Origin of the sequence: Rhizobium sp. CRRU65, assembly GCF_048551595.1 — a bacterium.
Lineage (GTDB): Bacteria > Pseudomonadota > Alphaproteobacteria > Rhizobiales > Rhizobiaceae > Rhizobium > Rhizobium leguminosarum_J.
This window is the reverse complement of record NZ_JBLYZH010000016.1, coordinates 40,331-60,342: the sequence shown is the minus strand read 5'-3', so window position 1 is coordinate 60,342 and position 20,012 is coordinate 40,331. Positions and strand designations below refer to the sequence as shown.

Genomic DNA, 20,012 nt, shown 5'->3' with positions numbered 1-20,012 from the left:
CCCCTGCGCTATAACCCTTGCCGAAAGGGAGTCGAGAACCATGCTGACATTGTACTACGCGCCCGGAACCTGCGCGCTCGCAAGCCTTATTGCCCTGGAAGAATCCGGCCTGGCCTTCGAGGTCAAGAAGATCAGCCTCCGCGATGGCGAACAGCGTTCGCCGGACTATTTGAAGATCAACCCGAAGGGCCGGGTGCCGGCACTGGTCACCGATTACGGCGTGCTGACGGAAACGCCGGCGATCTTGGCCTATATCGCCCAGAGCGCGCCGGCCGCCAAGCTGGCGCCGCTTGACGATCCTTTCGAATTTGCCAGGCTCCAGTCCTTCAACAGCTATATCTGCTCGACCGTGCATGTGAACCATGCCCATCGCCCGCGCGGCTCCCGCTGGGCCGACGAGCCGGCGGCAATCGAGGCGATGAAGGCCAAGGTGCCTGAGAATATGGCCGATTGTTTCACGCTGATCGAGCAGACGATGTTCGAAGGCCCATGGGTGATGGGTGAGACCTATTCGCTCGCCGATCCCTATCTCTTCGTCATGACCGACTGGCTGCCGTCGGACGGCGTCGATCCCGCCCGCTTCGAAAGGGCGAGCGATCACCACGCCCGCATGCTGCAGCGCCCCGCCGTCCAGCGGGCGCTGGCCTACGACCGGGCCTGATCCTTAAATCCGGCGGCAAGCTTCTTCGGCGCCCGGAACAGCCAGGCGCCGATCAGCCGCAACCGCAATTCCTCGTCGCCGATCACGGCGGCGCGCACCGGCAGATGCGGCCAGCCGACATAATGATCGGTTTGAAAATAGACGTCGGGCGCCATCTCCAGTAGGTGATCCTTGTCGTCGAGCGAAATCGAGATCACGATCGTCTCGGCATTCTTCACCGCAACGAAACTCTTGCCGCCGACCTTCAGCGCCGGATTGCCGTAGGAGGTGCTCTCCTCGACATCAGGCAGCCCGGCTTCCGCCGCCAGCCGCTTCAGGCGTTCGAAGATTGCATCGACATTGCCGGCCATGGTTCCGCCCTTTCTGCCAGGGCGAACCTACCATATCTTCAGGCGCATTTCGCCAGCGGCGGCTTGGCCTCTTTGGGAAAGCCGGCCGGCATCCCGAGCGGCAGATCGGCGATTTCGCGCATCGACATGCGCTCGACCTCGGGATGCCGCAACGGATCGTCCTTCCAGGCAGGAGAATCTGCAATTTCCGCACTGCCCAGATGAAGGACGGGCCTCAAGAAAAACTTCAGCAACGACATGGCATGCCTCGCTTTCTTCCGTGGCGTGGATGTGATCACCCCAGCGGCTCACGCCTCCGAGTAATCCTAACTGGCCGACGCTCTGCGTTGGAATGGATTGCCTATGCTTGCAATGTCGGCCTCAACAACCGGATTTTCAATTGAGAATAACGCTGAGGCGGTATAGAAAAACTATATGAAGAACCTGAATATGGTCCATCTCAACGGCCTGCGGGCGCTGGAAGCCGTCGGCCGTCTCGGCTCGCTGCAGGCCGCCGCCGACGAACTCGGCGTCTCGGTCGGCGCCGTTAGCCAGCAGGTCATCAAGGCCGAAGCCCAGCTCGGTCAGGTGATCTTCGAACGCACAGCCAGGGGAATGATCGCCACCGAAGCCGGCCGGCCGGTGCTGCTCGCGCTCGACGAGGGTTTTGCCCGTCTTTCGGCGGCGGTGTCGATCGCCAGCCGCAAGGACGATTCGATCCTGACGATCTCGGTGGCGCCGGTTTTCGCCGCCCGCTGGCTCGTCCATCGGCTCGATCGCTTCGCCGAGCGTCACCCCGACATCAAGCTGCGGCTGGATGCGACCACCAATCTCGTCAATCCGGCGCTTTGCGATGTCGATATCGGCATCCGCGTCGGCAACGGCAAGTGGCCTGACGTGAAGGCCGAACTGTTGTTGGCACAGGAGGTCTTTCCGGTCTGTTCTCCGGAGATGGCGTCGAATTTGAAGGAACCCGCCGATATCCTCGCACTGCCCGCCATCGTCGATGGCCACGCCATGTTCACCTGGGAAGTCTGGATGCGCGAGGTCGGACTATCAGGTGCTACGCTTTCGACCCGTCACGTCTTCAACGACGCCTCGCTCTGCCTCGACGCGGCGATCGCCGGCCAGGGCGTCATGCTGGCCTGGCAGACCCTTGCCGCCTTTGCGCTTGCCGAAGGCCGGCTGGCCGCCCCTTTCGGCATTCGTGCGCAGACCGGATTCGGCCATTACTTCGTCACCGCCGAAGGCACGCGCGAGCCGAAGAAGGTGAAGGATTTCAAGGCCTGGATCCGCGAGGAAATGGCCGGCACGCTCAGGCTGTTCCAGTAATTTTCAAACCTCGATCGGCTCTTTACCGCGCGTTGCCTGCATCGCCCTATAGGCCGGGCGGGACTGGCAGCGTTCGATCCAGGCCTTCACGTTGGGATGCGCTTCGAAAAGCGTCTCTTCGCTTTGGGCGTAACGCAGCACCTCGGCGAGATTGAGATCGGCGACGGTGAAGCGGTCGCCGACGATCCATGGCCGGCCGGCGAGGTGGTTTTCGAGAACCGCCAGCGGCCTGCGCAGCGACCGGCAGGAGACGGCGATCGCCTGCTTGCCCTCGTCGCTATTTTCGAGCCCGTTATCATAGGTGAGCACGATCTTCACCGTAAGCGGCTCGACCTGCGAAGCCGCCCAGACCGTCCACATCGTCAGCAATCCGTCTTCTTCGACGGTTTGTGCGGAAAGCGGCCCGCCGTGTCTACGCGCGAGATAGAGGTTGATCGCCAGCGACTCGTGCATGACGAGGTCGCCATCCCGAATGCTGGGGATCTGCGCCATCGGGTTGACGGCAACAAATTCAGGCGAATGCGTATTGAGTGGCGCATCCGGAGAGAGCGGATCTGCCAGCCGCCTTGCCTGCAGCACCGGCACCGACTGGAATTCGAGCCCGAGCTCCTCCGCCATCCAGTAAACGCGGGAGGCGCGCGATCGATAAACCCCGTAGATTGTCAGCATGAACGTATCCCCCTCGATATGTGCAAAGACCGTAAATGCCGGATCAGGCTGCGAGAAGTCCCTGGCGCTGATGGGATGATGAAAGCTTTTGATACGCCAAGCAATTCCAGAAAGTGCAAGCGGTTTGCGTCGGCAATTGCGCAAGCAAAGTCAGGAGACGCGGTTTCTCTCGACGGTCAGCTGTGCATAGGGCGAGCCGCCGCCCGCCATCTCGCCGGAGACTTTCTTCTCCCATTGGAAGCCGAGCACCGCCCCTTCGGCGGTCTCCTGGAAGATGTTGTCGGTGATGACGGCGGTCCCGGCGCCGTCGGCGACCGAGACGGCGCATCCCACAGGCGCCTTGCGCACCACATTGCCTGTCACGACGACGTTGCGCAGATACGGACCCCAGCCGATCTGCAGGCCCCAGCGCGGCGCGCCCTCGATCACATTGCCTGAAATCAGCGTGTCGGCCTCGGCCGCAATGCCGATGCCGAAGCCGACCTCGTGCTGGTATGGGCCGCGCAGCGTCAGGTTGCGCACCACATTGCCGGTGACGCTCGCCAGCCGGCCGCCCTCGTCGAAATTGGCGATCGAGATGCCGTTTGCCGCCCCGTCGATCATGTTGGCGGAGACGACAGCGCCCTCGAAAGCGAATTCGACATAGATCGCCGTCTCGCCGGACCGCCGGCACTGGTTGCTGCTGATCTGGATGTCCGAGGCCGAATTGGCGCGGACCGCCGTAAAGGCGCAGTCGGAGATATGGTTATTCACCACCAACACGCCGTCGGCGCGGAAGATGTTGATGCCGTTGCCGTTTTGCCCGGTGCCGCCGTCATTGGCGCGGATGTTGAAGATGCGGTTGCCGGAGACGATAGTGCCGTCCTCCGCCTTTTTCCAGCGATGCACCAGGATGCCGCCATTGCCGCAATCCGAGACCGTGTTGCCGGTGACCGACAGGGCGCTGGAATCCACTGCGTAAAGCCCGGATTGGGCAGCCCCCGAGATCCGGCTGCGCTCGATCCGCCCGCCGCAGCGCTCCAGTTGCAGCCCGTGTTTGCGGCTGCCGCCGATCTCGCAATTGTCGATCAGCACCTCGTCGACGCCGGTGAATTGCAAAAGCCCGCCGGCATAGTCGCCAAGCCAGCGGTTGCCGCCGTCGATGACGAGATTGGAAAGCTCGATGCGCCGCACGTTCTCGGCCGAAAAGAGATGGCCTTCGCCGGTATAGACGATCCGCGAGGCGCCGGGCACGCCAGTGATACGCGTATTGTCCGGCAAAGTGAGGTTGGAGACCCGGTAGGTGCCGGGCGGCAGGAACACCGGCACGTTCTCACGCGCTGCCTGTTCGATCATCTGCTGCAGGTTGCCGGTCGTGCGGTCGCCGCTTTCGGGAATGGCGCGATATTCCACTGCGTCGATCGCCCCGCGCAGATCGGGCTGAGTGGCTGCCGTCAGCGGCGAGGCAAGCGCGCGCGATGCCCCTCCCGCCACGGCTGACGCAGCGAGGAATAAAAGCATGTCGCGGCGTGAAGGCATCCGGGGATCACTCGTCATAGCGTGCCCGTAGCAGGAAATGTGCCAACCCCGCATGTATTCTTTTGGCACAGGCTTGGCAAAGGCGGGCGAAATTGCCGTTGTGGCGAGCCCGGCGGCAGGATATCGCCGCTAATATTGTCGTCTTGTTCACCCTTTCATTTAAGCAAGGCGAAGGAAATGAGGACTACTTTTAAGGGAATTTCTATTATGGCGGGTGTGGAATACGGCCTTCGGCCGCAGGGGGAATGGCGTCATGCGCGAATTGGGTGCCAGGCGATGGGAATCAACCGATGCCCAGACGGCCGAAACGCGACGCATCATCGCCGCGACGGAGGCAATGATGGCATCGACCGCCCACCACTTCTCCGAAGGTATCGAGAACCTGCGCCTCAAGGAAATCGTCCACGAACTTCCCGACTTTCTCTATGTCAAGGATCGTGACAGCCGCTTCGTCTTCGCCAATACAGTCACCGCCAGCAGCCTTGGCCTGGAGAGTGCTGCGCTGATGACCGGCAAGCGCGACTTCGACCTGTTCGATTTCGAGACGGCGCGCCACCATTTCGATATCGAGCAGCAGATCATGGCGACGGGCGAAGCGCGCATCGACATGGAGGAATCCTACGTTCTTCCCGGCAGCAGAAGACCGATATGCCGGCTGACCTCGAAGATACCGCTGCGCAATGATCGTGGCGAAATCGTCGGTCTGATCGGTGTTTCCCGTGATATCACCGAACGCAAGCGCCAGGAGGATCTGCATCGCGGCCAGGCGAGCCTGCTCGAAATGATCGCCCGCAACGAGCCGTTGCCGATGATCCTCGAGGCGCTCGTGCTGATGATCGAGGCGCAGCTCGATGGGATTGACGGATCGGTGCTGCTGCTCGACAGCGAGGGCACCAGGCTCTATCACGGCGCGTCTCCCAATCTGCCCGGCGGCTACAGCCGGCTCATCGACGGCGTTACGATCGGTCCCAAGGTCGGCTCCTGCGGCACCGCCGCCTGGCGCGGTCAGACCGTGATCGTCGACGACGTGATGAGTGATCCGCTCTGGGAGGATTTTCGCGCCCTGATCGCCCCGTTCGGCTTCCGCTCCTGCTGGTCGACGCCGATCGCCACATCACAGAACAATGTGCTCGGCACCTTCGCGCTCTATTCCAGGGAAGTCCGCCGTCCCACCGACCACGAGATGACGCTGGTGGCGCTCGCCACCCATATCGCCGGCATCGCCATCGAGCGCAAGCGTGTCGACGACCGCATTCATTTCATGGCCCATCATGACGATCTGACGGGCCTGCCGAACCGCGCCTTCCTCAAGGAACGGCTGGCGAGCATCCTCGACCAGGCCCGGCGCAACAACCGCAAGGTGACCGTCGCCTATATCGATCTCGACAATTTCAAGGACATCAATGACGGCCGCGGCCACGCTGCCGGCGACGAGGTGCTGAAGGAGATCGCCACCCGCATGGCCAATAGCGTCAGGGCGTCTGATATGGTGGTGCGTCTCGGCGGCGACGAATTCCTCGTGGTGCTCGTCCACCAGTCGAGCCATGATGCCGGCATCACGCGCCGCCTTCGCGAGCTGCAGAAGGCAATCAACCGGCCGATCCGCGGCGCGGACGGCGAAATCACCGTCACCTCGAGCATCGGCGTTGCCGCCTTCCCCTTCGATGGTGCAACCTCGGAAGAGCTCCTCGCCAATGCCGACCGCGCCATGTACCGCGCCAAGGAACTCGGCCGCAACACATTGCAACATCACGAAGGCGGCAGCACGCCGGTCGGAATGCCGCTCGGCGAGCACGAAGAATTGCATCAGGCGATCACCGGCGACCAGCTGTTCCTCCAATACCAGCCGCAGGTTGATGTCGCCACCGGCCGCATCACCGGCCTCGAGGCGCTGGTGCGCTGGAACCATCCGGCAAAGGGCAGGGTGCCGCCGGTCAATTTCATTCCGCTCGCCGAAGAGACCGGCCTGATCGTTCCCCTCGGTCTCTGGGTACTGAACGAGGCCTGCCGCCAGGCGCGTCTTTGGCAAGACATGGGCCTGGCGCCGCTGACGATTGCCGTCAATGTCTCGGCCAAGCAGTTCGCCGATCCTGACTTCGCAACCCACGTCGCCGAGGCGCTCGAGCGCCACCGCCTGCAGTCCCGCTGGCTGGAGCTGGAAGTCACCGAAAGCGTGGTGATGCAAAATGCCGAACGCGCGCTTGCCATGATGGAAACGCTGCGGGGGCTGGGCGTCCGCCTGTCGATCGACGATTTCGGCTCCGGCTATTCCAGCCTGGCGGCGCTGAAGACCTTCCCCTTCGACCGCCTGAAGATGGACCGTTCGCTGGTCGAGGCCCTGCCGGGCGACAAAACCGCCGTCGCCATCGCCTCGGCCGTCATTTCGCTGGCGCAGACGCTGAAGCTCTCGGTACTCGCCGAAGGCGTCGAAACCGACGCCCAGATGGATTTCCTGCGCCAGGCCCACTGCGAGGAGGCGCAAGGCTTCCGCTTCTCCAAGCCGGTCTCCCCGGAGGAGATCCCGGCATTGCTGCGGGCGCGCAGTCTCTGACACTTATTTCATAAGCTTGCCGATCGCCTCGATCTCGTTCGTCCATATGCCCGCCGCATAGTTCGGCGGCAGCCGCGCCAGTTGCGCGGGGTCGTCGATGCCGGTGGAAAAATCATTGCCGCGATAGGGGCCGAGCGCGAAAACCTCGGTCCCGGCATCCTGCATTCGGTTGAGAAAACGATCCGGCCAGCCCCAGAGCCACGGCGCGATATTGATCGGCACCAGCATCATCGCATGTCTGCATTCGTCCGGCAGCAGGCCGGTCCAGCCGTAGCTGATATAGCCGAACAGGCAGCTCTTCAGGCGCTTGCGCGAGGCAGTCTTGATATCAGGTGCCAGCCTGCGCAGCACGTCGATCGGCTCGTCGCCGCCATAGACGATGATCTCGGCCCGTCGCTCAGTGGAAAGCCCGTTGAGCACGGCGGCGAGCTTTTCGCCCTCGGAAGGATCGCGGCTCTTGACGTTGATGAGGAAGCGCCGATCCGGAAAGGTCGACAGCACCTCGGCAAGCGTCGGCATCATCCCGATGCCCCGGCCGCGAAAGGGAAAGGTCTTGCCGCCATCGGCGGTATAGCCATAGCCGATGTCGAGCCTCTTCATGTCAGCCATCGAATGCTCGCGGGTGACGCCATGCCCGTCGGTGCGGCAGTCGAGCGTCCAGTCGTGAAAAACCGCAAACTGCCCGTCCGTCGTCGGATGTATGTCGATCTCGACGATATCGGCGCCCGCCGCAAAGCCTGCCTGCATCGACGGAATGGTGTTTTCCAGATAATCGTGATTCGGCGGCAGCATGCGGCTCGCCGTACAGGTGTCGTTCTTGAGATCGGTTTCGTCGAACCGTTGGGCGATGCCGCGATGGGCGAGCAGCACCGGCTTTCCCGGCCGATGTTCGGCGAGCAGGCTGGTATTGTTGAGGTAGACGCCCGCCGCGGCGACGGCGATTGCCGCCGCACAATAGAAAAACTTCCTGCCCAATGCCGATCCCCCTGGTTGCATCGCAAGGGCTAGAAAACGATTCTGGTTGTTCTTGGGCTGTTTTCCGGCTTTTCTATGCTGCGGCAACAATGAGTCTGATCACTATGGAAGTTGACGACGACGAACTCATCCATTTCGAAGCGCATGGCGCCGCGCCGTTGCCGCCGGCGGCAGTCGACGGTCATGTCGCGCATGACGGCGCCCGTATCTGGTATGCGAGCTATGGCGCCGGCCCGCCCGTCATTCTGCTGCATGGCGGCCTCGGCCACAGCGGCAACTGGGGCTATCAGGTCCCGGCACTGTTACGCCGTGGCCGCCGCGTCGTGCTTGTCGACAGCCGCGGCCATGGAAGAAGCACCCGAGATTCCCGTCCCTATAGCTATGAGTTGATGGCTGCCGATGTGCTTGCCGTCATGGACGAACTGCATCTCGACAAGGCGGCCATTATCGGCTGGAGCGACGGCGCCTGCATCGCTTTGATCCTCGCCATGACGGCGCCGTCGCGGGTCGAGGGCGTCTTCTTCTTCGCCTGCAACATGGATCCGAGCGGCACGCGGGAATTCGTCCCGACCCCGGTCATCGACCGATGCTTCGGCCGGCACGCCAAGGACTATGGCGCATTGTCCACCACGCCGGATGATTTCAACCCATTCGTCGAGGCGGTCAGCCAGATGATGCGAACGGAGCCGAATTATCAGGCTTCCGACTTGGGCCTGATCCGCGTGCCTGTCGCAATCGTGCTTGGCGAGCACGACGAATTCATCAAGCCCGACCATGCCGAATATCTTGCCCGCAGCATTCCGAACGCTGAGATGATCTATCTGACAGGCGTCAGCCATTTCGCGCCGCTGCAGCGACCGGGTGAGTTTAATGTCGCTGTAGTCAACTTCCTGGATGACATCGGCACACGAAAAAATGAAGACTTGCGGCGTTGAGCCGCGGCAGGGCAATTTCCTAAGAATTCGGTAACTTTTTCGGAACGGCAAACGTAGGGTCCTGTGGGAAGGATTCGTTTTGTCGTTCGCTCACGGAAACCTTCGAGCCGCCGCCCGCTCATGTGATTTCCTATGCATGGGTAGGTTGCGCGGCCGATGGCGTGTGCTCGATCCGCGGCTCCCCCGCATGTCTTGAGAAGGCCCAGGGAGCAGGAATGATCAGTATCGATATTGAAGAGCGAGTTTCGATCGCGCAAAAATCGCTGAGCGACGCTATGAGTTTTCAGGCCTCGGGCGATTTCGAAAGCGCCGAGAAAGCCTATGTCCGAGTCCTCCACAAGGACTATCGCACGATAGATATCCTACCGCTGCTGGCGAGTGTCGTCGCAAAGAGAGGTGATGCAGAAACCGCTCTCTACTACTGGAACAAGCTGCTCGGTCTCAATCCCGGCCATCTCGTCGCCCTGATGGAAAAAGGTGCGCTGCTGCGTCAGCTCGGCCGGTCGGCGGAAGCGGTCGGCTGCTATGAGATGGCACGTGGCCTGTCACCCGAAAATCCTCTCGTGCGGAACAACCTCGCTGTCGCATTGGCCGATTCCGGCCGGCAGCCGGAGGCGCTGGCCGAATTCCGTCATGTTCTGCGGTTGCAGCCGGACAATATCAATGCCTGGCATCAGATAAGACGGATCTCCTCGTTGATCGTGCCCTTCTGGCACATCGCCATGATGAACGACACTCGACGCAACGATGCTTTTGAAGCGGCAATCCGCCTTGCCATAGAGCTGCGCGGAGCGGATGCGCAGATCCTCGATATCGGCGCGGGCAGCGGTCTGCTGTCGATGATGGCGGCGCGCGCTGGCGCCACCAATATCGCGACCTGTGAGAGTGTGCCGGCCATAGCGCAGACGGCGGAGAGGATCATCGCCGCCAATGGTTATCGCGAACAGATCGACATCTTCGAAAAGTCCTCGACCGAACTTTCTGTCGGCAGAGAGATGAAAGCCCGCGCGGACATCCTGATTTCCGAGATTCTTTCGAGCGATCTCCTTGCCGAAGGCGTGCTGAAAACCTTCGAGGACGCCCACGCCCGCCTGGTCCGCGAGGACGCGATCGTCATTCCACGCGCCGCCTCCGCCATCGGCTGCCTGGTTGCCAGCGAAACGCTCTCCAACTATGCCCATGTCGGCGAGGTCTCCGGCTTCGACATGTCGCAGTTCAATGCGCTCGCCCCTTTGCGCCTACCCGTTCACGGCACGATGACCGAGTGGACCAGGCTTTCGGACGATTTCGAGATCGCTGCCGTGGATCTCACCGCCCGCAAACATTCTGCAGCGCTGCGTAAGATATCGGTGCCGGTGCAGGCAAACGGCTCCGCCGTCGGGGTCGTCCAGTGGATGAAGGTCGATCTGATCGAGGGTGTGGTTTTCGATAACCACCCCGACGGCTATCATGATGGAGGTTGGCTCCAGGTTCTTCACACTTTCCCACAGCCGGTCGACGTCCATGCAGGTACCTCACTGGACATGCTGGTTGGCCACGACGGAACGAGCCTGCTGATGACGCCTATCGCCTGAGCAACGGCCTTCTGTCGCAGACACGGAAGGTCAGCATGGCCGTCTTGAGGAAAGGCGGCCATGCTCGTTACTGTCCGAGTGTTTTCGACCAACGTCACGACGAAGACGAGCTTGCGCAGTGGTCGATTCCAGTGCATTCGCCAGTCCCTTCTTCCCGCCCTCTGGCCTCGCGCCCATTTCCCGCTATCTCTCGTTTCATGAGACCTGATGCGCTGCTTTATCCCGCCCCGGAGGGGCTCTATTGCCCGGAAGGCGGCTTTTATGTCGATCCGGTGCGGCCCGTCGAGCAGGCGCTCGTCACTCATGGCCATTCGGATCATGCCCGCCCGGGCCATGTGAACGTGCTTGCCACCCGCCAGACGCTCGACATCATGCGCTTGCGTTACGGCGACGGTTACTGCGCCAGCGAACAGGCTGCCGCCTTCGGCGAGGAGCTGCTGGTCAACGGCGTCAAGGTGAGCTTTCATCCGGCCGGCCATGTGCTCGGCTCCGCCCAGATCTCCATCGAGAAGAACGGCACCCGGATCGTCGTTTCCGGCGACTACAAGCGCCGCCCCGACCCGACCTGCGCCGCCTATGTGCCGGTTCCCTGCGATGTCTTCATCACCGAGGCGACCTTCGGCCTGCCGGTCTTCCATCATCCCGATCCGATGGAGGAGATCGGCAAGCTCTTGGCATCGCTGCGGCAATTTCCCGAGCGCACCCATCTGGTCGGCGCCTATGCGCTCGGCAAGGCTCAGCGCGTCATCCGGCTGCTGCGCGATGCCGGCTATGCCGAACCGATCTATATCCATGGCGCCATGGAAAAACTCTGCGACTATTACATCGAGCAGGGCATCGATCTCGGCGAGCTGCTGCCGGCGACGATCGAAAGCCGCGACAAGTCCGCCTTCAAGGGGGCGGTCGTCATCGGCCCGTCATCGGCCTTCGCCGACCGCTGGGCCCGGCGCTTCAACGAGCCGCTGCCGGCCTTCGCCTCCGGCTGGATGATGGTGCGCCAGCGCGCCAAACAGCACGGCGTCGAACTGCCGCTCGTCATCTCCGATCATTGCGACTGGCCGGAACTGACCGAAACGATCCGGGAACTGCACCCGGCCGAGGTCTGGGTGACGCATGGCCGCGAGGAAGCCCTGGTGCGCTGGTGCCAATTGCAGGGCATCAAGGCGAAGCCGCTGCATCTGGTCGGTTATGAGGATGAGGGGGATTGAGCGTGGAGCTTGTCGCTGAAAACCCCGCCCCAACCCCTCCCCACAAGGGGGAGGGGCTTTCGTGCCGCGCCCGCCGCATTTCTCACACCCTCATTCCTGTGCTTGTCACAGGAATCCAGCCACCGCGAGTAGGCGCGGTGAAAGACTCATGCGACGTAAAAGGATCTCCCGCGTCCAAGGACTTGGACGCGCTGGATTCCTGTGACAAGCACGGGAATGAGGGAGTACCCGTTGGGCCTCTTCACGCCAGTGGGAGGCGCCCATGAAAGCCTTCGCCGACCTCCTCGACCGCCTGGTGCTGACCCCCAGCCGCAACGGCAAGCTGAAGCTGCTGACCGACTATTTCCGCGACACGCCGGATCCGGACCGCGGCTACGGCCTTGCCGCCATCGCCGGCACGCTGGAGGTGCGCAACGTCAAGCCCGCCATGCTGCGCGAGCTGGTGCTGGAGCGCATGGACGAGGTGCTGTTTCGCTATTCCTACGACTATGTCGGCGATCTTGCCGAAACCATCTCGCTCGTCTGGGACAATGAGAGGGATATCGACCGCTCGGCCCTTGCTCAGCCGCGTCTCGGCGAGGTCGTCACCGGCATGAATGCGCTCGGCCGCACTGAAGTGCGCAGCTACGTTCGCGATCTTCTCGACCGGCTGGATTCGTCCGGCCGTTTCGCTTTCATCAAGCTTGCCACCGGCGCCATGCGCATCGGCGTTTCCGCCCGCCTTGCCAAGCAGGCGCTGGCCGATCTCGGCGATAAGGACGTCACCGAGATCGAAACCCTCTGGCATGGCCTGCAGCCGCCCTATGAGACGCTGTTCGAATGGCTGGCGGATGGCGGCGAAAAACCGGTGCTGGCCACACCGGCGATCTTTCACTCCGTCATGCTCGCCAATGCGGTGGAGGAGGGGGATCTGACCAGTCTCGATCCGGTGAACTACGCCGCCGAATGGAAGTGGGACGGTATCCGCGTCCAGCTCTCCCGCTCCGGCGACAGGCGCAAGATCTATTCCCGCTCCGGCGACGACATATCAGGCGCCTTTCCCGATATTCTCGACGCGATCAATTTTTCCGGCGTCGTCGACGGCGAGCTGCTGGTCGGCGGCACCGCGCGCTCCAACAGCCCGACCCGCACCTTCTCCGACCTGCAGCAGCGCCTGAACCGCAAGACGGTGACGGCAAAGATGCTTGGCGATTACCCCGCTTTCATCCGCACCTATGACCTGCTCTTCGATGGCGACGACGATGTCCGCGGCCGCACCTATGTCGATCGCCGCGATCGGCTGACCGAGATCATCGACCGCGCCCCTCATGACCGTTTCGATCTCTCGCCGCTCGTGCCGTTCTCGTCGTGGGAAGAGCTCGATACTCTGCGCGCCGCGCCGCCCGATCCGGTCATCGAAGGCGTGATGATCAAGCGCCGCGACAGTATCTACCAGGCCGGCCGCATGAAGGGCCCCTGGTTCAAGTGGAAGCGCAACCCCTACAACGTCGATGCGGTGCTGATGTATGCCCAGCGCGGCCACGGCAAGCGCTCCAGCTACTATTCCGATTTCACCTTCGGCGTCTGGGCCGATGACGAGGACGGCGAACAGCTGGTGCCCGTCGGCAAGGCCTATTTCGGCTTCACCGATGCCGAGCTCGAGGTGCTCGACAAATTCGTGCGCAACAATACCACCGAGCGTTTCGGCCCGGTGCGCGCCGTGCGCGCCGACAAGGATTTCGGCTTCGTCGTCGAAGTGGCCTTCGAAGGCATCAACCGCTCGACCCGGCACAAATCGGGGGTCGCCATGCGCTTCCCCCGCATCGCCCGCCTTCGCCCCGACAAGCCCTCCTACGAGGCCGACCGGCTGCGCACGCTGATCGCCATGATCGAGGCCAAGCCGGCATGAAGTTGCAAGCCCTGCGCAAAATGACGCAGGGCAATATTTTCAACAGCATGTGTATTGGCGGCAACGATCTTCCGGTGCAGATTCTGCATGCCGGGAAAATGATGGGTGCGTTATGAGCTCGCTTGAACAAAATTCTTTTTTCCATCAACGCCGTGCCGTACTGGCGGGTCTTGCCGGTGCACTTGTCCTGCCGCGCATGGCGGCAGCTTTCGATGTCCCGGACGAGCCGCGCCTTGCCAAGCACGACTACGCCAAGGTCCGCCACCATTTCCGCACCAAGCTGCTGCAGAAGGGCCCGGCGCCCGACAAATACGAACTGCTGAATGCGCCTGCCGATGCCGACAAGATCTTCTACCGCTCCGGTTACGGCGAACTGGAACTGGCGGCCTGGGTCTCGAAATACAAGCGCGAGCGCGCTGCCAAGCCTGCCGTGCTCTTCCTGCACGGCGGCAATGCCATGGGCATCGGCCACTGGCAGCTGATGAAACCCTATATGGATGCCGGTTATGTCGTGATGATGCCGTCGTTGCGCGGCGAAAACGGCCAGATGGGCAATTTCTCCGGTTTTTACGACGAGGTCGACGACGTGCTCGCCGCCACCGAGCGCCTGGCGCATCTGCCAGGTGTCGATCCCGAGCGCCTCTTCATCGCCGGCCACAGCATCGGCGGCACGCTGACCATGCTGACGGCGATGACCACTCACAAATTCCGCGCCGCCGCACCGATTTCAGGCAACCCCGATGCCTTCCGCTTCTTCAACCGCTATCCGCAGGATATTCGCTTCGACGACAGCAATAAGCATGAATTCGAGGTACGTTCGGCCCTGTGTTACGCTCATAGCTTCAAATGTCCGATCCGCGTCGTCCACGGCACGGAGGAGCCGCATTTCAACGACCGCGCCGATCTGCTGGCCCGCCGCGCCCGCGCCGCCGGCGTCCATATCGAGACCGAAACCATCGCCGGCAATCACACCTCGGCGCTGCCGGCCGAGATCGAACAGAGCATCCGCTTCTTCCACGGGGTGGCGGCCTGAATTCCAGCCGCTTCAAATTGAGGGCTATTGGCCCTATATTGTGGGAATGACGACGAACGCAGAGAGCATGCCAGAAAGCATGATTGTGCCGAACGACTTCCCCGAGCTGAAATCGCTCGCCTGGAATCGCGATCCCGCGCGCGCCATGCCTGCCAACGAGGCCTTCGCGCTTTATGAACGCAACTGGCGTTTCGTCGATACCGGCAGGCTGACCGAGCGGGAGGCGCAACTGATCCGCGAGCTGGCCGCCACCCATGGCAACGGCGTCCTGCTCGTTTCCTGATTTTCCGTTTCTTTATCCTTCGCGTTTAGGCTTGGGCGGAAATCGGGTGGCCACCATGGAATTCAGACGTCCGGAACATCGCACCATCGCCGCGGCTCTTCAGTTGATGGAGGCTGATTTTCTTCTGGCCAACAAGTGTTGGTTTGCCGGCGGAACCGCCATAGTCATGCATCTCGATGAATACCGACTGTCGCTCGATGTCGATTTTCTCTGTGCGGATGGCGAGGGATATCGCGTCTTGCGCATGGCGGCGGTCGAAAGCGGAGTAGGGGCGTTTTTCGCAAAGCCGGTAGCCGCGCTCCGGGATATCAGGACAGATCAGTATGGAATACGCACGGCTCTTACCCTTGAAGGGCAGCCGATTCGCTTTGAAATCGTGCGTGAGGCCCGGATTGCTCTTGAAGGCACCCTCGATCCACAGCTGAACATTCCCATGCTGTCGCTGCCGGATATGTTCGCTGAAAAACTGCTCGCCAATGCTGACCGCTGCCAGGACAGGGCCGTCGCCTACCGTGATGCTATCGATCTCGGCATGCTTCTCACCCGCTACGTGGAGATTCCCGCTGTCGCTGTTCTCAAGGCGACGGAAGCTTATGGGCAAGACATTGAGCGCAAGATCGGCTGGGTCCTCGCCAGACTTGAGGACGAGACTGAATTGAGACATGCCGCAAGCGTTCTGCAGATGGACGGTGACGTTGCCGCACAGGCGATCGCTGCGCTTCGCGGCGAAGCCCGGCGGCTCTGGTCGTCTTAGCCCGCAGCTTTCCCACCCCAACGCCAGCCTCGCGCCAGCCGCAGATGCCATCGTCCCGGCAGATATCGCTGTCTTGCCGATCGTTGATAAGGGTGGTTCCATGAATTTTCTGCGCCGGGTCTTCCCACTTGCCGGGCTCGTGATTGCAGTTGCGTCGCTGAGCGGCTGCAACATCCTCATTCCCGATGTCGCCGCCGATTCGCCCGCCCGCTTCGTCCAGGAAACCTCGCCAGTCTTCTATCAGCCGCCCGGCGTCGATCCGCGCCGGGTGCGGCCGATCCCCGATCAGCCGGTGCCGCAGACGCGCGAACTCTACAAGACCCAGTTCCACCAGACCTATGGCCTGCCGGTTACCAATCCCGTGCACATGGCAATGTACGGTCAGCAGCGTGACGAGGATTTCACCCTGCCGGCGATCCCGGTCAGCCGCGTGCAGCCGCAGTTCTTGCGCCAGGAGGTCGATTATCAGACGGCTGAGCGTCCAGGCACCGTGGTCATCGATACCAAGGCGCATTTCCTTTATTTCGTCGAGGGCAACGGCAAGGCGATGCGCTACGGCGTCGGCCTCGGTCGCGACGGTTACGCCTGGTCGGGGCGCGGCGTCATCCAGTGGAAGCAGAAGTGGCCGCGCTGGACGCCGTCGGTCGAAATGGTCTCGCGCCAGCCTGAAGTTCGCCCGTTCGGGGCGGAGAATGGCGGCATGAATCCGGGGCTGATGAACCCGCTCGGCGCCCGCGCCATGTATATCTTCAAGGACGGGCAGGATACACTCTATCGCATCCACGGCACACCTGACTGGCAGTCGGTCGGCAAGGCCACCTCGTCGGGCTGTGTGCGCATGCTGAACCAGGACGTTATCGATCTTTACGACCGCGTTTCGGCCAAGGCCCAGATCGTTGTGATGTAGCGCTGCAACAGCGCTACCCATATCGTCCGCTCCGGGCTGGACACGTCTGCGTGAAGCTATGGTTTATTTGGCGCAAGCCGATAGATCTTTTGATGTTGTTATCGGCATTGGACGAATCACCGGTTTATCCGGACGTCTCGTCCGGCTTCCCGCATCAGAGGAAATCAGTCCCGCGTCATGAGCTTCGATAGACATCTTTCCCGCCGCAGCTTTCTTTCCTTTTCGGCGTTGACCGCAGCCTCCGCGCTCGCCGGCTGCGCCTCCTCAGCCAACACCGTGACATCAGGCGATACGACGATCACCTACCGTTCGCCCATGCGCCTGTTCCAGTCCCCGGGTGCGTCGAGCGTGCCGAGTGGGGCTGAGCTTGCCGTCATGTATGGTCCCATCGAAGACGGCGGCTTTCTCATTCCAGCCGTTCCCTACGAACAGATCGATCCGCGCTATTATCGCCAGCGCGTCGTCGATCCCACCGGTCAGCCTCCCGGCACCATCGTCGTCGATACGCCGTCGCGCTTCCTCTATCTCGTCCAGGGTGACGGCATGGCGATGCGCTACGGCGTCGGCATCGGCCGCGAGGGTTTCGCCTGGCAGGGTTCGGGCGTCATCCAGTGGCGTCAGAGATGGCCGCGCTGGAAGCCGCCGAACGAGATGGTTGCCCGCCAGCCCGAACTCGTCAAATACTCGATCGAGAACGGCGGCATGGAGCCGGGTCTGAAGAATCCGCTCGGCGCCCGCGCGCTTTATATCTTCTCGAATGGAGAGGACACGCTCTACCGCCTGCACGGCAATCCCGACTGGCGCTCGATCGGCAAGGCCGTCTCGTCGGGCTGCGTGCGGCTGATGAACCAGGATATCATCGATCTCTACGACCGCGTGCCGACAAAGGCGCCCATCGTCGTCTGGCAGTAATCGTCACCGAGGCGGCCGCAATCCGGCCGCCTCGGCTTGATCCTTTTCCCGGGCAAGCAGATGCTTTGCCCCAGGCAAGCGAGTGCTTTGCCCCGGGGAAAAAGGGTGCTTTCCGCGGGGGCAAGAGCTTCATTTTGCGCCCGCGAGAGAATTATTTTCCGAAATAGCATTGCTTAATTCGGTAAATATCCTACATGGTGCGTATCGAATTGCTTGCGACCTTTGTCCACGCGCTTGAGCGCTCCGTCAGATATCCTCTCAACATCGATACGGCTTGTCGGGGATTATTCCGCAGGCGAACACAAACGGTTGAAAAGGAGATCGTTATGAATTCAGGCGTCGTCAAGTGGTTCAATGGCACCAAGGGTTTTGGCTTCATTCAGCCCGATGATGGTTCTACGGACGTTTTTGTCCATATCTCAGCGGTTGAACGCGCCGGAATGCGCGAACTCGTTGAAGGTCAGAAGATCCGCTACGATCTCGTCCGCGACAAGAAGTCCGGCAAGAATTCGGCTGACAACCTTCAGGCCGCATGATTTGTCATTCGCCTCTGCTGGCCATGAATATGGCAGCAGGCTGGCCATGTGCTGGCAGCAAGCTGACCACGGATGTACTGGCAGCGAGCTACCGATACCGGCGGCGGGCTGAGTGACTGGAAGAGGTCGGGTACCAGCCCGGCCTTTTTGCTTTGATCGCAGGCTTTTCCGGAATGCCCGGTCGTTCCTGAATGACCCCCGGTCGTTCTGATTGACCGAGTGAGCAGCCGAAGAGTCGAAGGGACGCTGAAATGGGCAGACCAAACTATAAAGTCGGCGACATGATCGTGCTGAAATCGGGCCTCACCCGCACGGCGAAAGCCGATAAGCGGTGCCGGATCTCCAGCATCCTGCCCAACGACCATGGGCATGTGCAATATCGCGTCCAGTTCGACGCAGAGAATTTCGAGCGCCGCATCACTGAGGCGGACATCGATACCGGTGAATCTCCGTCGAGGGCTTCCCCCGAGGCGGCAGCCAAGTCCGACGGCGCCGAGCCCTGGCTGAAGTTTTCGAGCATCAAAATCGGGAAATAGTCCCGCGTTTTTAATTTGGACAGTGCGGCGGCCGCCGCGACAGGAAGGATATCGTTTTGCAGGTACTCGTCAGAGATAACAATGTCGATCAGGCGCTCCGCGTGCTCAAGAAGAAGATGCAGCGGGAAGGCCTGTTCCGGGAAATGAAGGCGCGCAGCGCCTTTGAGAAGCCGTCCGAGAAGCGCGCCCGCGAAAAGGCCGAGGCCATTCGCCGCCAGCGCAAGCTCGCCCGCAAGAAGTTGCAGCGCGAAGGTCTGCTGCCGGCGCCGAAGAAGGTTCTCCGCCCCACCCGCTAATCCCGGCTGTGGCATCACGGCCAACAGTGGCATCACGGGCTCACCGCGGAATCACGGCCAACCGTGAATCATGGTTTCTGCCGTGGAGCCATGGCTTACAGCGCCGCGCGTCTTTTCCAGACGCGCAAAGGAGGCTGTGACACTTGAATTTCAGTATAATTCCTTGAACCGATTTCGATTTGAGGAACTATGCAGCAACGCCGCCATCACCTGGGAAAGGGGCACATGACCGCCACCAAGGGAGAATTCTTCAATCCCGCCAAGCTTTCGTCTCGCGACAAGGCCGAAGCGACCGACCACACGGCGCGCGCGATTATCGCCGCCGAGGCATCGGCCCGTGACAAGAAGACGGAGAAGCTGAAGGCGCTGCGTTTGCAGCAGGAGGCCGAGGCCGAACCTAAGGCGGCGCCTGCCAAGAAGCGCCGGTCGCCGGCTAAGCCGCGGCCCTGATCTCTCGGCGCGCCCCCGCCCGCTCTACCGGGTGTGCCGGCTCTATCGGATGAATGCGTTCAGCCGCCCGTGCCGGCCCGCCCGAGATTGCCCCGCAGCCGATGCAGCATGTCGCGCATCTCGGCCATTTCCTCAAGCGTGCAGCCTGCGGCTTGCCCGATCGCCGTCATGATCGTATCGATCTCCCCCTTCATTGCCTGACCTTGCGGGGTCAGCGACACGATCACCTGCCGTTCGTCGCGCAGGTCGCGGATGCGCTTGAGCAGCCCGCTCTGTTCCAGCCGTTTCAACAGCGGCGATAGCGTGCCGGAATCGAGATCCAGTTGCTCGCCGATCGTCTTCACCGGCAATTCGCCGCGTTCCCACAGCACCAGCATCACCAGATATTGCGGATAGGTCAGGCCGACCTTGTCGAGGATCGGCTTGTAGGCGCGGGTGAAAGCATGCGCTGTCGCGTAGACCGCGAAGCACAACTGCTTTTCCAGCCGCTTCTCCTCTTGCGGTATCTCCATCGTCTTCGTCGTTTGCGCTTTCATATCCATCATCCCTGAGGCGCTGATTGTCCTCTTTTCGAATCCGAAATGCAATTTGCAAAATTCACTTGCGTGCAATTTAATTGTGCGATAATAAAAATCCAACCCGATCGAAGGGCCAATCAAAGGAGA

The 20,012-nt window shown here is 61.7% G+C and carries 22 protein-coding genes; 16 read left to right on the top strand and 6 right to left on the bottom strand.

The features are described from left to right. The first annotated feature begins 40 nt into the window (after positions 1 to 40). Complete coding sequence (locus ACM5SV_RS27300) at positions 41 to 661, top strand: glutathione S-transferase family protein (protein WP_113546466.1); 621 nt, start codon at positions 41 to 43, stop codon at positions 659 to 661. Here ACM5SV_RS27300 and ACM5SV_RS27295 read toward each other — a convergent pair. Beyond that, positions 646 to 1,011, bottom strand: a complete 366-nt coding sequence (locus ACM5SV_RS27295) for an MmcQ/YjbR family DNA-binding protein (RefSeq protein WP_222017621.1) — start codon at positions 1,009 to 1,011, stop codon at positions 646 to 648. The genes ACM5SV_RS27300 and ACM5SV_RS27295 overlap by 16 nt on opposite strands. Before the next feature lie 38 nt (positions 1,012 to 1,049). After that, positions 1,050 to 1,250, bottom strand: coding sequence for a hypothetical protein (locus ACM5SV_RS27290; RefSeq protein ID WP_012756563.1), 201 nt, complete (start codon positions 1,248 to 1,250; stop codon positions 1,050 to 1,052). A 175-nt stretch (positions 1,251 to 1,425) separates the two neighbouring features. On the opposite strand from ACM5SV_RS27290, the gene ACM5SV_RS27285 reads away from it, so the two are divergent. Further along, on the top strand, positions 1,426 to 2,322 hold the full coding sequence (locus tag ACM5SV_RS27285; RefSeq protein WP_222017619.1) for a LysR substrate-binding domain-containing protein: 897 nt from the start codon (positions 1,426 to 1,428) through the stop codon (positions 2,320 to 2,322). Between the two features lie 3 nt (positions 2,323 to 2,325). On the opposite strand, the gene ACM5SV_RS27280 is transcribed toward ACM5SV_RS27285, so the two are convergent. Continuing rightward, positions 2,326 to 2,991: a glutathione S-transferase family protein gene (locus ACM5SV_RS27280; protein ID WP_221965175.1), complete on the bottom strand. Its 666-nt coding sequence runs from the start codon at positions 2,989 to 2,991 to the stop codon at positions 2,326 to 2,328. Between the two features lie 150 nt (positions 2,992 to 3,141). After that, entirely contained in the window at positions 3,142 to 4,509 is a 1,368-nt protein-coding gene (locus ACM5SV_RS27275; protein WP_222017617.1) for a TIGR03808 family TAT-translocated repetitive protein, read from the bottom strand. A gap of 253 nt (positions 4,510 to 4,762) precedes the next feature. Between ACM5SV_RS27275 and ACM5SV_RS27270 the strand changes: the two genes are divergently transcribed. Continuing rightward, positions 4,763 to 7,060, top strand: coding sequence for an EAL domain-containing protein (locus ACM5SV_RS27270; RefSeq protein ID WP_221965177.1), 2,298 nt, complete (start codon positions 4,763 to 4,765; stop codon positions 7,058 to 7,060). Positions 7,061 to 7,063: 3 nt separating this feature from the next. Here the strand turns inward: ACM5SV_RS27270 and ACM5SV_RS27265 are convergent, their stop codons facing one another. Further along, on the bottom strand, positions 7,064 to 8,035 hold the full coding sequence (locus ACM5SV_RS27265; protein ID WP_419425451.1) for a glycerophosphodiester phosphodiesterase family protein: 972 nt from the start codon (positions 8,033 to 8,035) through the stop codon (positions 7,064 to 7,066). 104 nt (positions 8,036 to 8,139) lie between these two features. Here ACM5SV_RS27265 and ACM5SV_RS27260 point away from each other — a divergent pair, with 104 nt between their 5' ends. From ACM5SV_RS27260 to ACM5SV_RS27200, 13 genes are all read left to right on the top strand, one after another. After that, positions 8,140 to 8,970, top strand: a complete 831-nt coding sequence (locus tag ACM5SV_RS27260) for an alpha/beta fold hydrolase (RefSeq protein ID WP_222017765.1) — start codon at positions 8,140 to 8,142, stop codon at positions 8,968 to 8,970. 215 nt (positions 8,971 to 9,185) lie between these two features. After that, a complete protein-coding gene (locus tag ACM5SV_RS27255; RefSeq protein WP_128407452.1) occupies positions 9,186 to 10,544 on the top strand; it encodes a tetratricopeptide repeat protein in 1,359 nt (452 codons plus the stop codon). A 197-nt stretch (positions 10,545 to 10,741) separates the two neighbouring features. Then, positions 10,742 to 11,752 (top strand): ligase-associated DNA damage response exonuclease, encoded by a 1,011-nt coding sequence (locus ACM5SV_RS27250; protein WP_222017613.1) that lies wholly within the window; start codon positions 10,742 to 10,744, stop codon positions 11,750 to 11,752. A gap of 262 nt (positions 11,753 to 12,014) precedes the next feature. Continuing rightward, entirely contained in the window at positions 12,015 to 13,640 is a 1,626-nt protein-coding gene (locus tag ACM5SV_RS27245; protein ID WP_128440265.1) for a cisplatin damage response ATP-dependent DNA ligase, read from the top strand. A 112-nt stretch (positions 13,641 to 13,752) separates the two neighbouring features. Continuing rightward, a complete protein-coding gene (locus tag ACM5SV_RS27240; protein WP_012756574.1) occupies positions 13,753 to 14,673 on the top strand; it encodes an alpha/beta hydrolase family protein in 921 nt (306 codons plus the stop codon). Between the two features lie 46 nt (positions 14,674 to 14,719). Then, positions 14,720 to 14,956 carry a hypothetical protein gene (locus ACM5SV_RS27235; RefSeq protein WP_128407449.1) on the top strand — a complete coding sequence of 79 codons (237 nt, stop codon included), beginning with the start codon at positions 14,720 to 14,722 and terminating at the stop codon, positions 14,954 to 14,956. Between the two features lie 55 nt (positions 14,957 to 15,011). Continuing rightward, positions 15,012 to 15,710, top strand: coding sequence for a nucleotidyl transferase AbiEii/AbiGii toxin family protein (locus ACM5SV_RS27230; protein WP_012756576.1), 699 nt, complete (start codon positions 15,012 to 15,014; stop codon positions 15,708 to 15,710). 100 nt (positions 15,711 to 15,810) lie between these two features. Continuing rightward, positions 15,811 to 16,617: a L,D-transpeptidase gene (locus ACM5SV_RS27225; protein ID WP_222017611.1), complete on the top strand. Its 807-nt coding sequence runs from the start codon at positions 15,811 to 15,813 to the stop codon at positions 16,615 to 16,617. Between the two features lie 177 nt (positions 16,618 to 16,794). Continuing rightward, complete coding sequence (locus ACM5SV_RS27220) at positions 16,795 to 17,529, top strand: L,D-transpeptidase (protein WP_003557650.1); 735 nt, start codon at positions 16,795 to 16,797, stop codon at positions 17,527 to 17,529. 326 nt (positions 17,530 to 17,855) lie between these two features. Next, on the top strand, positions 17,856 to 18,065 hold the full coding sequence (locus ACM5SV_RS27215; RefSeq protein WP_003546468.1) for a cold-shock protein: 210 nt from the start codon (positions 17,856 to 17,858) through the stop codon (positions 18,063 to 18,065). A 251-nt stretch (positions 18,066 to 18,316) separates the two neighbouring features. Then, complete coding sequence (locus ACM5SV_RS27210) at positions 18,317 to 18,601, top strand: hypothetical protein (RefSeq protein WP_012756578.1); 285 nt, start codon at positions 18,317 to 18,319, stop codon at positions 18,599 to 18,601. Between the two features lie 56 nt (positions 18,602 to 18,657). Then, positions 18,658 to 18,897, top strand: a complete 240-nt coding sequence (rpsU, locus tag ACM5SV_RS27205; RefSeq protein WP_003546477.1) for a 30S ribosomal protein S21 — start codon at positions 18,658 to 18,660, stop codon at positions 18,895 to 18,897. A gap of 225 nt (positions 18,898 to 19,122) precedes the next feature. Beyond that, entirely contained in the window at positions 19,123 to 19,347 is a 225-nt protein-coding gene (locus tag ACM5SV_RS27200) for a hypothetical protein (protein WP_003546479.1), read from the top strand. Between the two features lie 59 nt (positions 19,348 to 19,406). Here ACM5SV_RS27200 and ACM5SV_RS27195 read toward each other — a convergent pair whose 3' ends face one another. Further along, positions 19,407 to 19,892, bottom strand: coding sequence for a MarR family winged helix-turn-helix transcriptional regulator (locus ACM5SV_RS27195; protein ID WP_017993366.1), 486 nt, complete (start codon positions 19,890 to 19,892; stop codon positions 19,407 to 19,409). Positions 19,893 to 20,012: the final 120 nt, after the last annotated feature.

What these genes read in the sequence shown, in the direction of transcription:
- ACM5SV_RS27300 (WP_113546466.1), top strand. Translation starts at nt 41, where the DNA reads ATGCTGACATTGTACTACGCGCCCGGAACCTGCGCGCTCGCAAGCCTT.
- ACM5SV_RS27295 (WP_222017621.1), bottom strand. Translation starts at nt 1,011, where the DNA reads ATGGCCGGCAATGTCGATGCAATCTTCGAACGCCTGAAGCGGCTGGCG.
- ACM5SV_RS27290 (WP_012756563.1), bottom strand. Translation starts at nt 1,250, where the DNA reads ATGTCGTTGCTGAAGTTTTTCTTGAGGCCCGTCCTTCATCTGGGCAGT.
- ACM5SV_RS27285 (WP_222017619.1), top strand. Translation starts at nt 1,426, where the DNA reads ATGAAGAACCTGAATATGGTCCATCTCAACGGCCTGCGGGCGCTGGAA.
- ACM5SV_RS27280 (WP_221965175.1), bottom strand. Translation starts at nt 2,991, where the DNA reads ATGCTGACAATCTACGGGGTTTATCGATCGCGCGCCTCCCGCGTTTAC.
- ACM5SV_RS27275 (WP_222017617.1), bottom strand. Translation starts at nt 4,509, where the DNA reads ATGCCTTCACGCCGCGACATGCTTTTATTCCTCGCTGCGTCAGCCGTG.
- ACM5SV_RS27270 (WP_221965177.1), top strand. Translation starts at nt 4,763, where the DNA reads ATGCGCGAATTGGGTGCCAGGCGATGGGAATCAACCGATGCCCAGACG.
- ACM5SV_RS27260 (WP_222017765.1), top strand. Translation starts at nt 8,140, where the DNA reads ATGGAAGTTGACGACGACGAACTCATCCATTTCGAAGCGCATGGCGCC.
- ACM5SV_RS27255 (WP_128407452.1), top strand. Translation starts at nt 9,186, where the DNA reads ATGATCAGTATCGATATTGAAGAGCGAGTTTCGATCGCGCAAAAATCG.
- ACM5SV_RS27250 (WP_222017613.1), top strand. Translation starts at nt 10,742, where the DNA reads ATGAGACCTGATGCGCTGCTTTATCCCGCCCCGGAGGGGCTCTATTGC.
- ACM5SV_RS27245 (WP_128440265.1), top strand. Translation starts at nt 12,015, where the DNA reads ATGAAAGCCTTCGCCGACCTCCTCGACCGCCTGGTGCTGACCCCCAGC.
- ACM5SV_RS27240 (WP_012756574.1), top strand. Translation starts at nt 13,753, where the DNA reads ATGAGCTCGCTTGAACAAAATTCTTTTTTCCATCAACGCCGTGCCGTA.
- ACM5SV_RS27235 (WP_128407449.1), top strand. Translation starts at nt 14,720, where the DNA reads ATGACGACGAACGCAGAGAGCATGCCAGAAAGCATGATTGTGCCGAAC.
- ACM5SV_RS27230 (WP_012756576.1), top strand. Translation starts at nt 15,012, where the DNA reads ATGGAATTCAGACGTCCGGAACATCGCACCATCGCCGCGGCTCTTCAG.
- ACM5SV_RS27225 (WP_222017611.1), top strand. Translation starts at nt 15,811, where the DNA reads ATGAATTTTCTGCGCCGGGTCTTCCCACTTGCCGGGCTCGTGATTGCA.
- ACM5SV_RS27220 (WP_003557650.1), top strand. Translation starts at nt 16,795, where the DNA reads ATGAGCTTCGATAGACATCTTTCCCGCCGCAGCTTTCTTTCCTTTTCG.
- ACM5SV_RS27215 (WP_003546468.1), top strand. Translation starts at nt 17,856, where the DNA reads ATGAATTCAGGCGTCGTCAAGTGGTTCAATGGCACCAAGGGTTTTGGC.
- ACM5SV_RS27210 (WP_012756578.1), top strand. Translation starts at nt 18,317, where the DNA reads ATGGGCAGACCAAACTATAAAGTCGGCGACATGATCGTGCTGAAATCG.
- ACM5SV_RS27200 (WP_003546479.1), top strand. Translation starts at nt 19,123, where the DNA reads ATGACCGCCACCAAGGGAGAATTCTTCAATCCCGCCAAGCTTTCGTCT.
- ACM5SV_RS27195 (WP_017993366.1), bottom strand. Translation starts at nt 19,892, where the DNA reads ATGATGGATATGAAAGCGCAAACGACGAAGACGATGGAGATACCGCAA.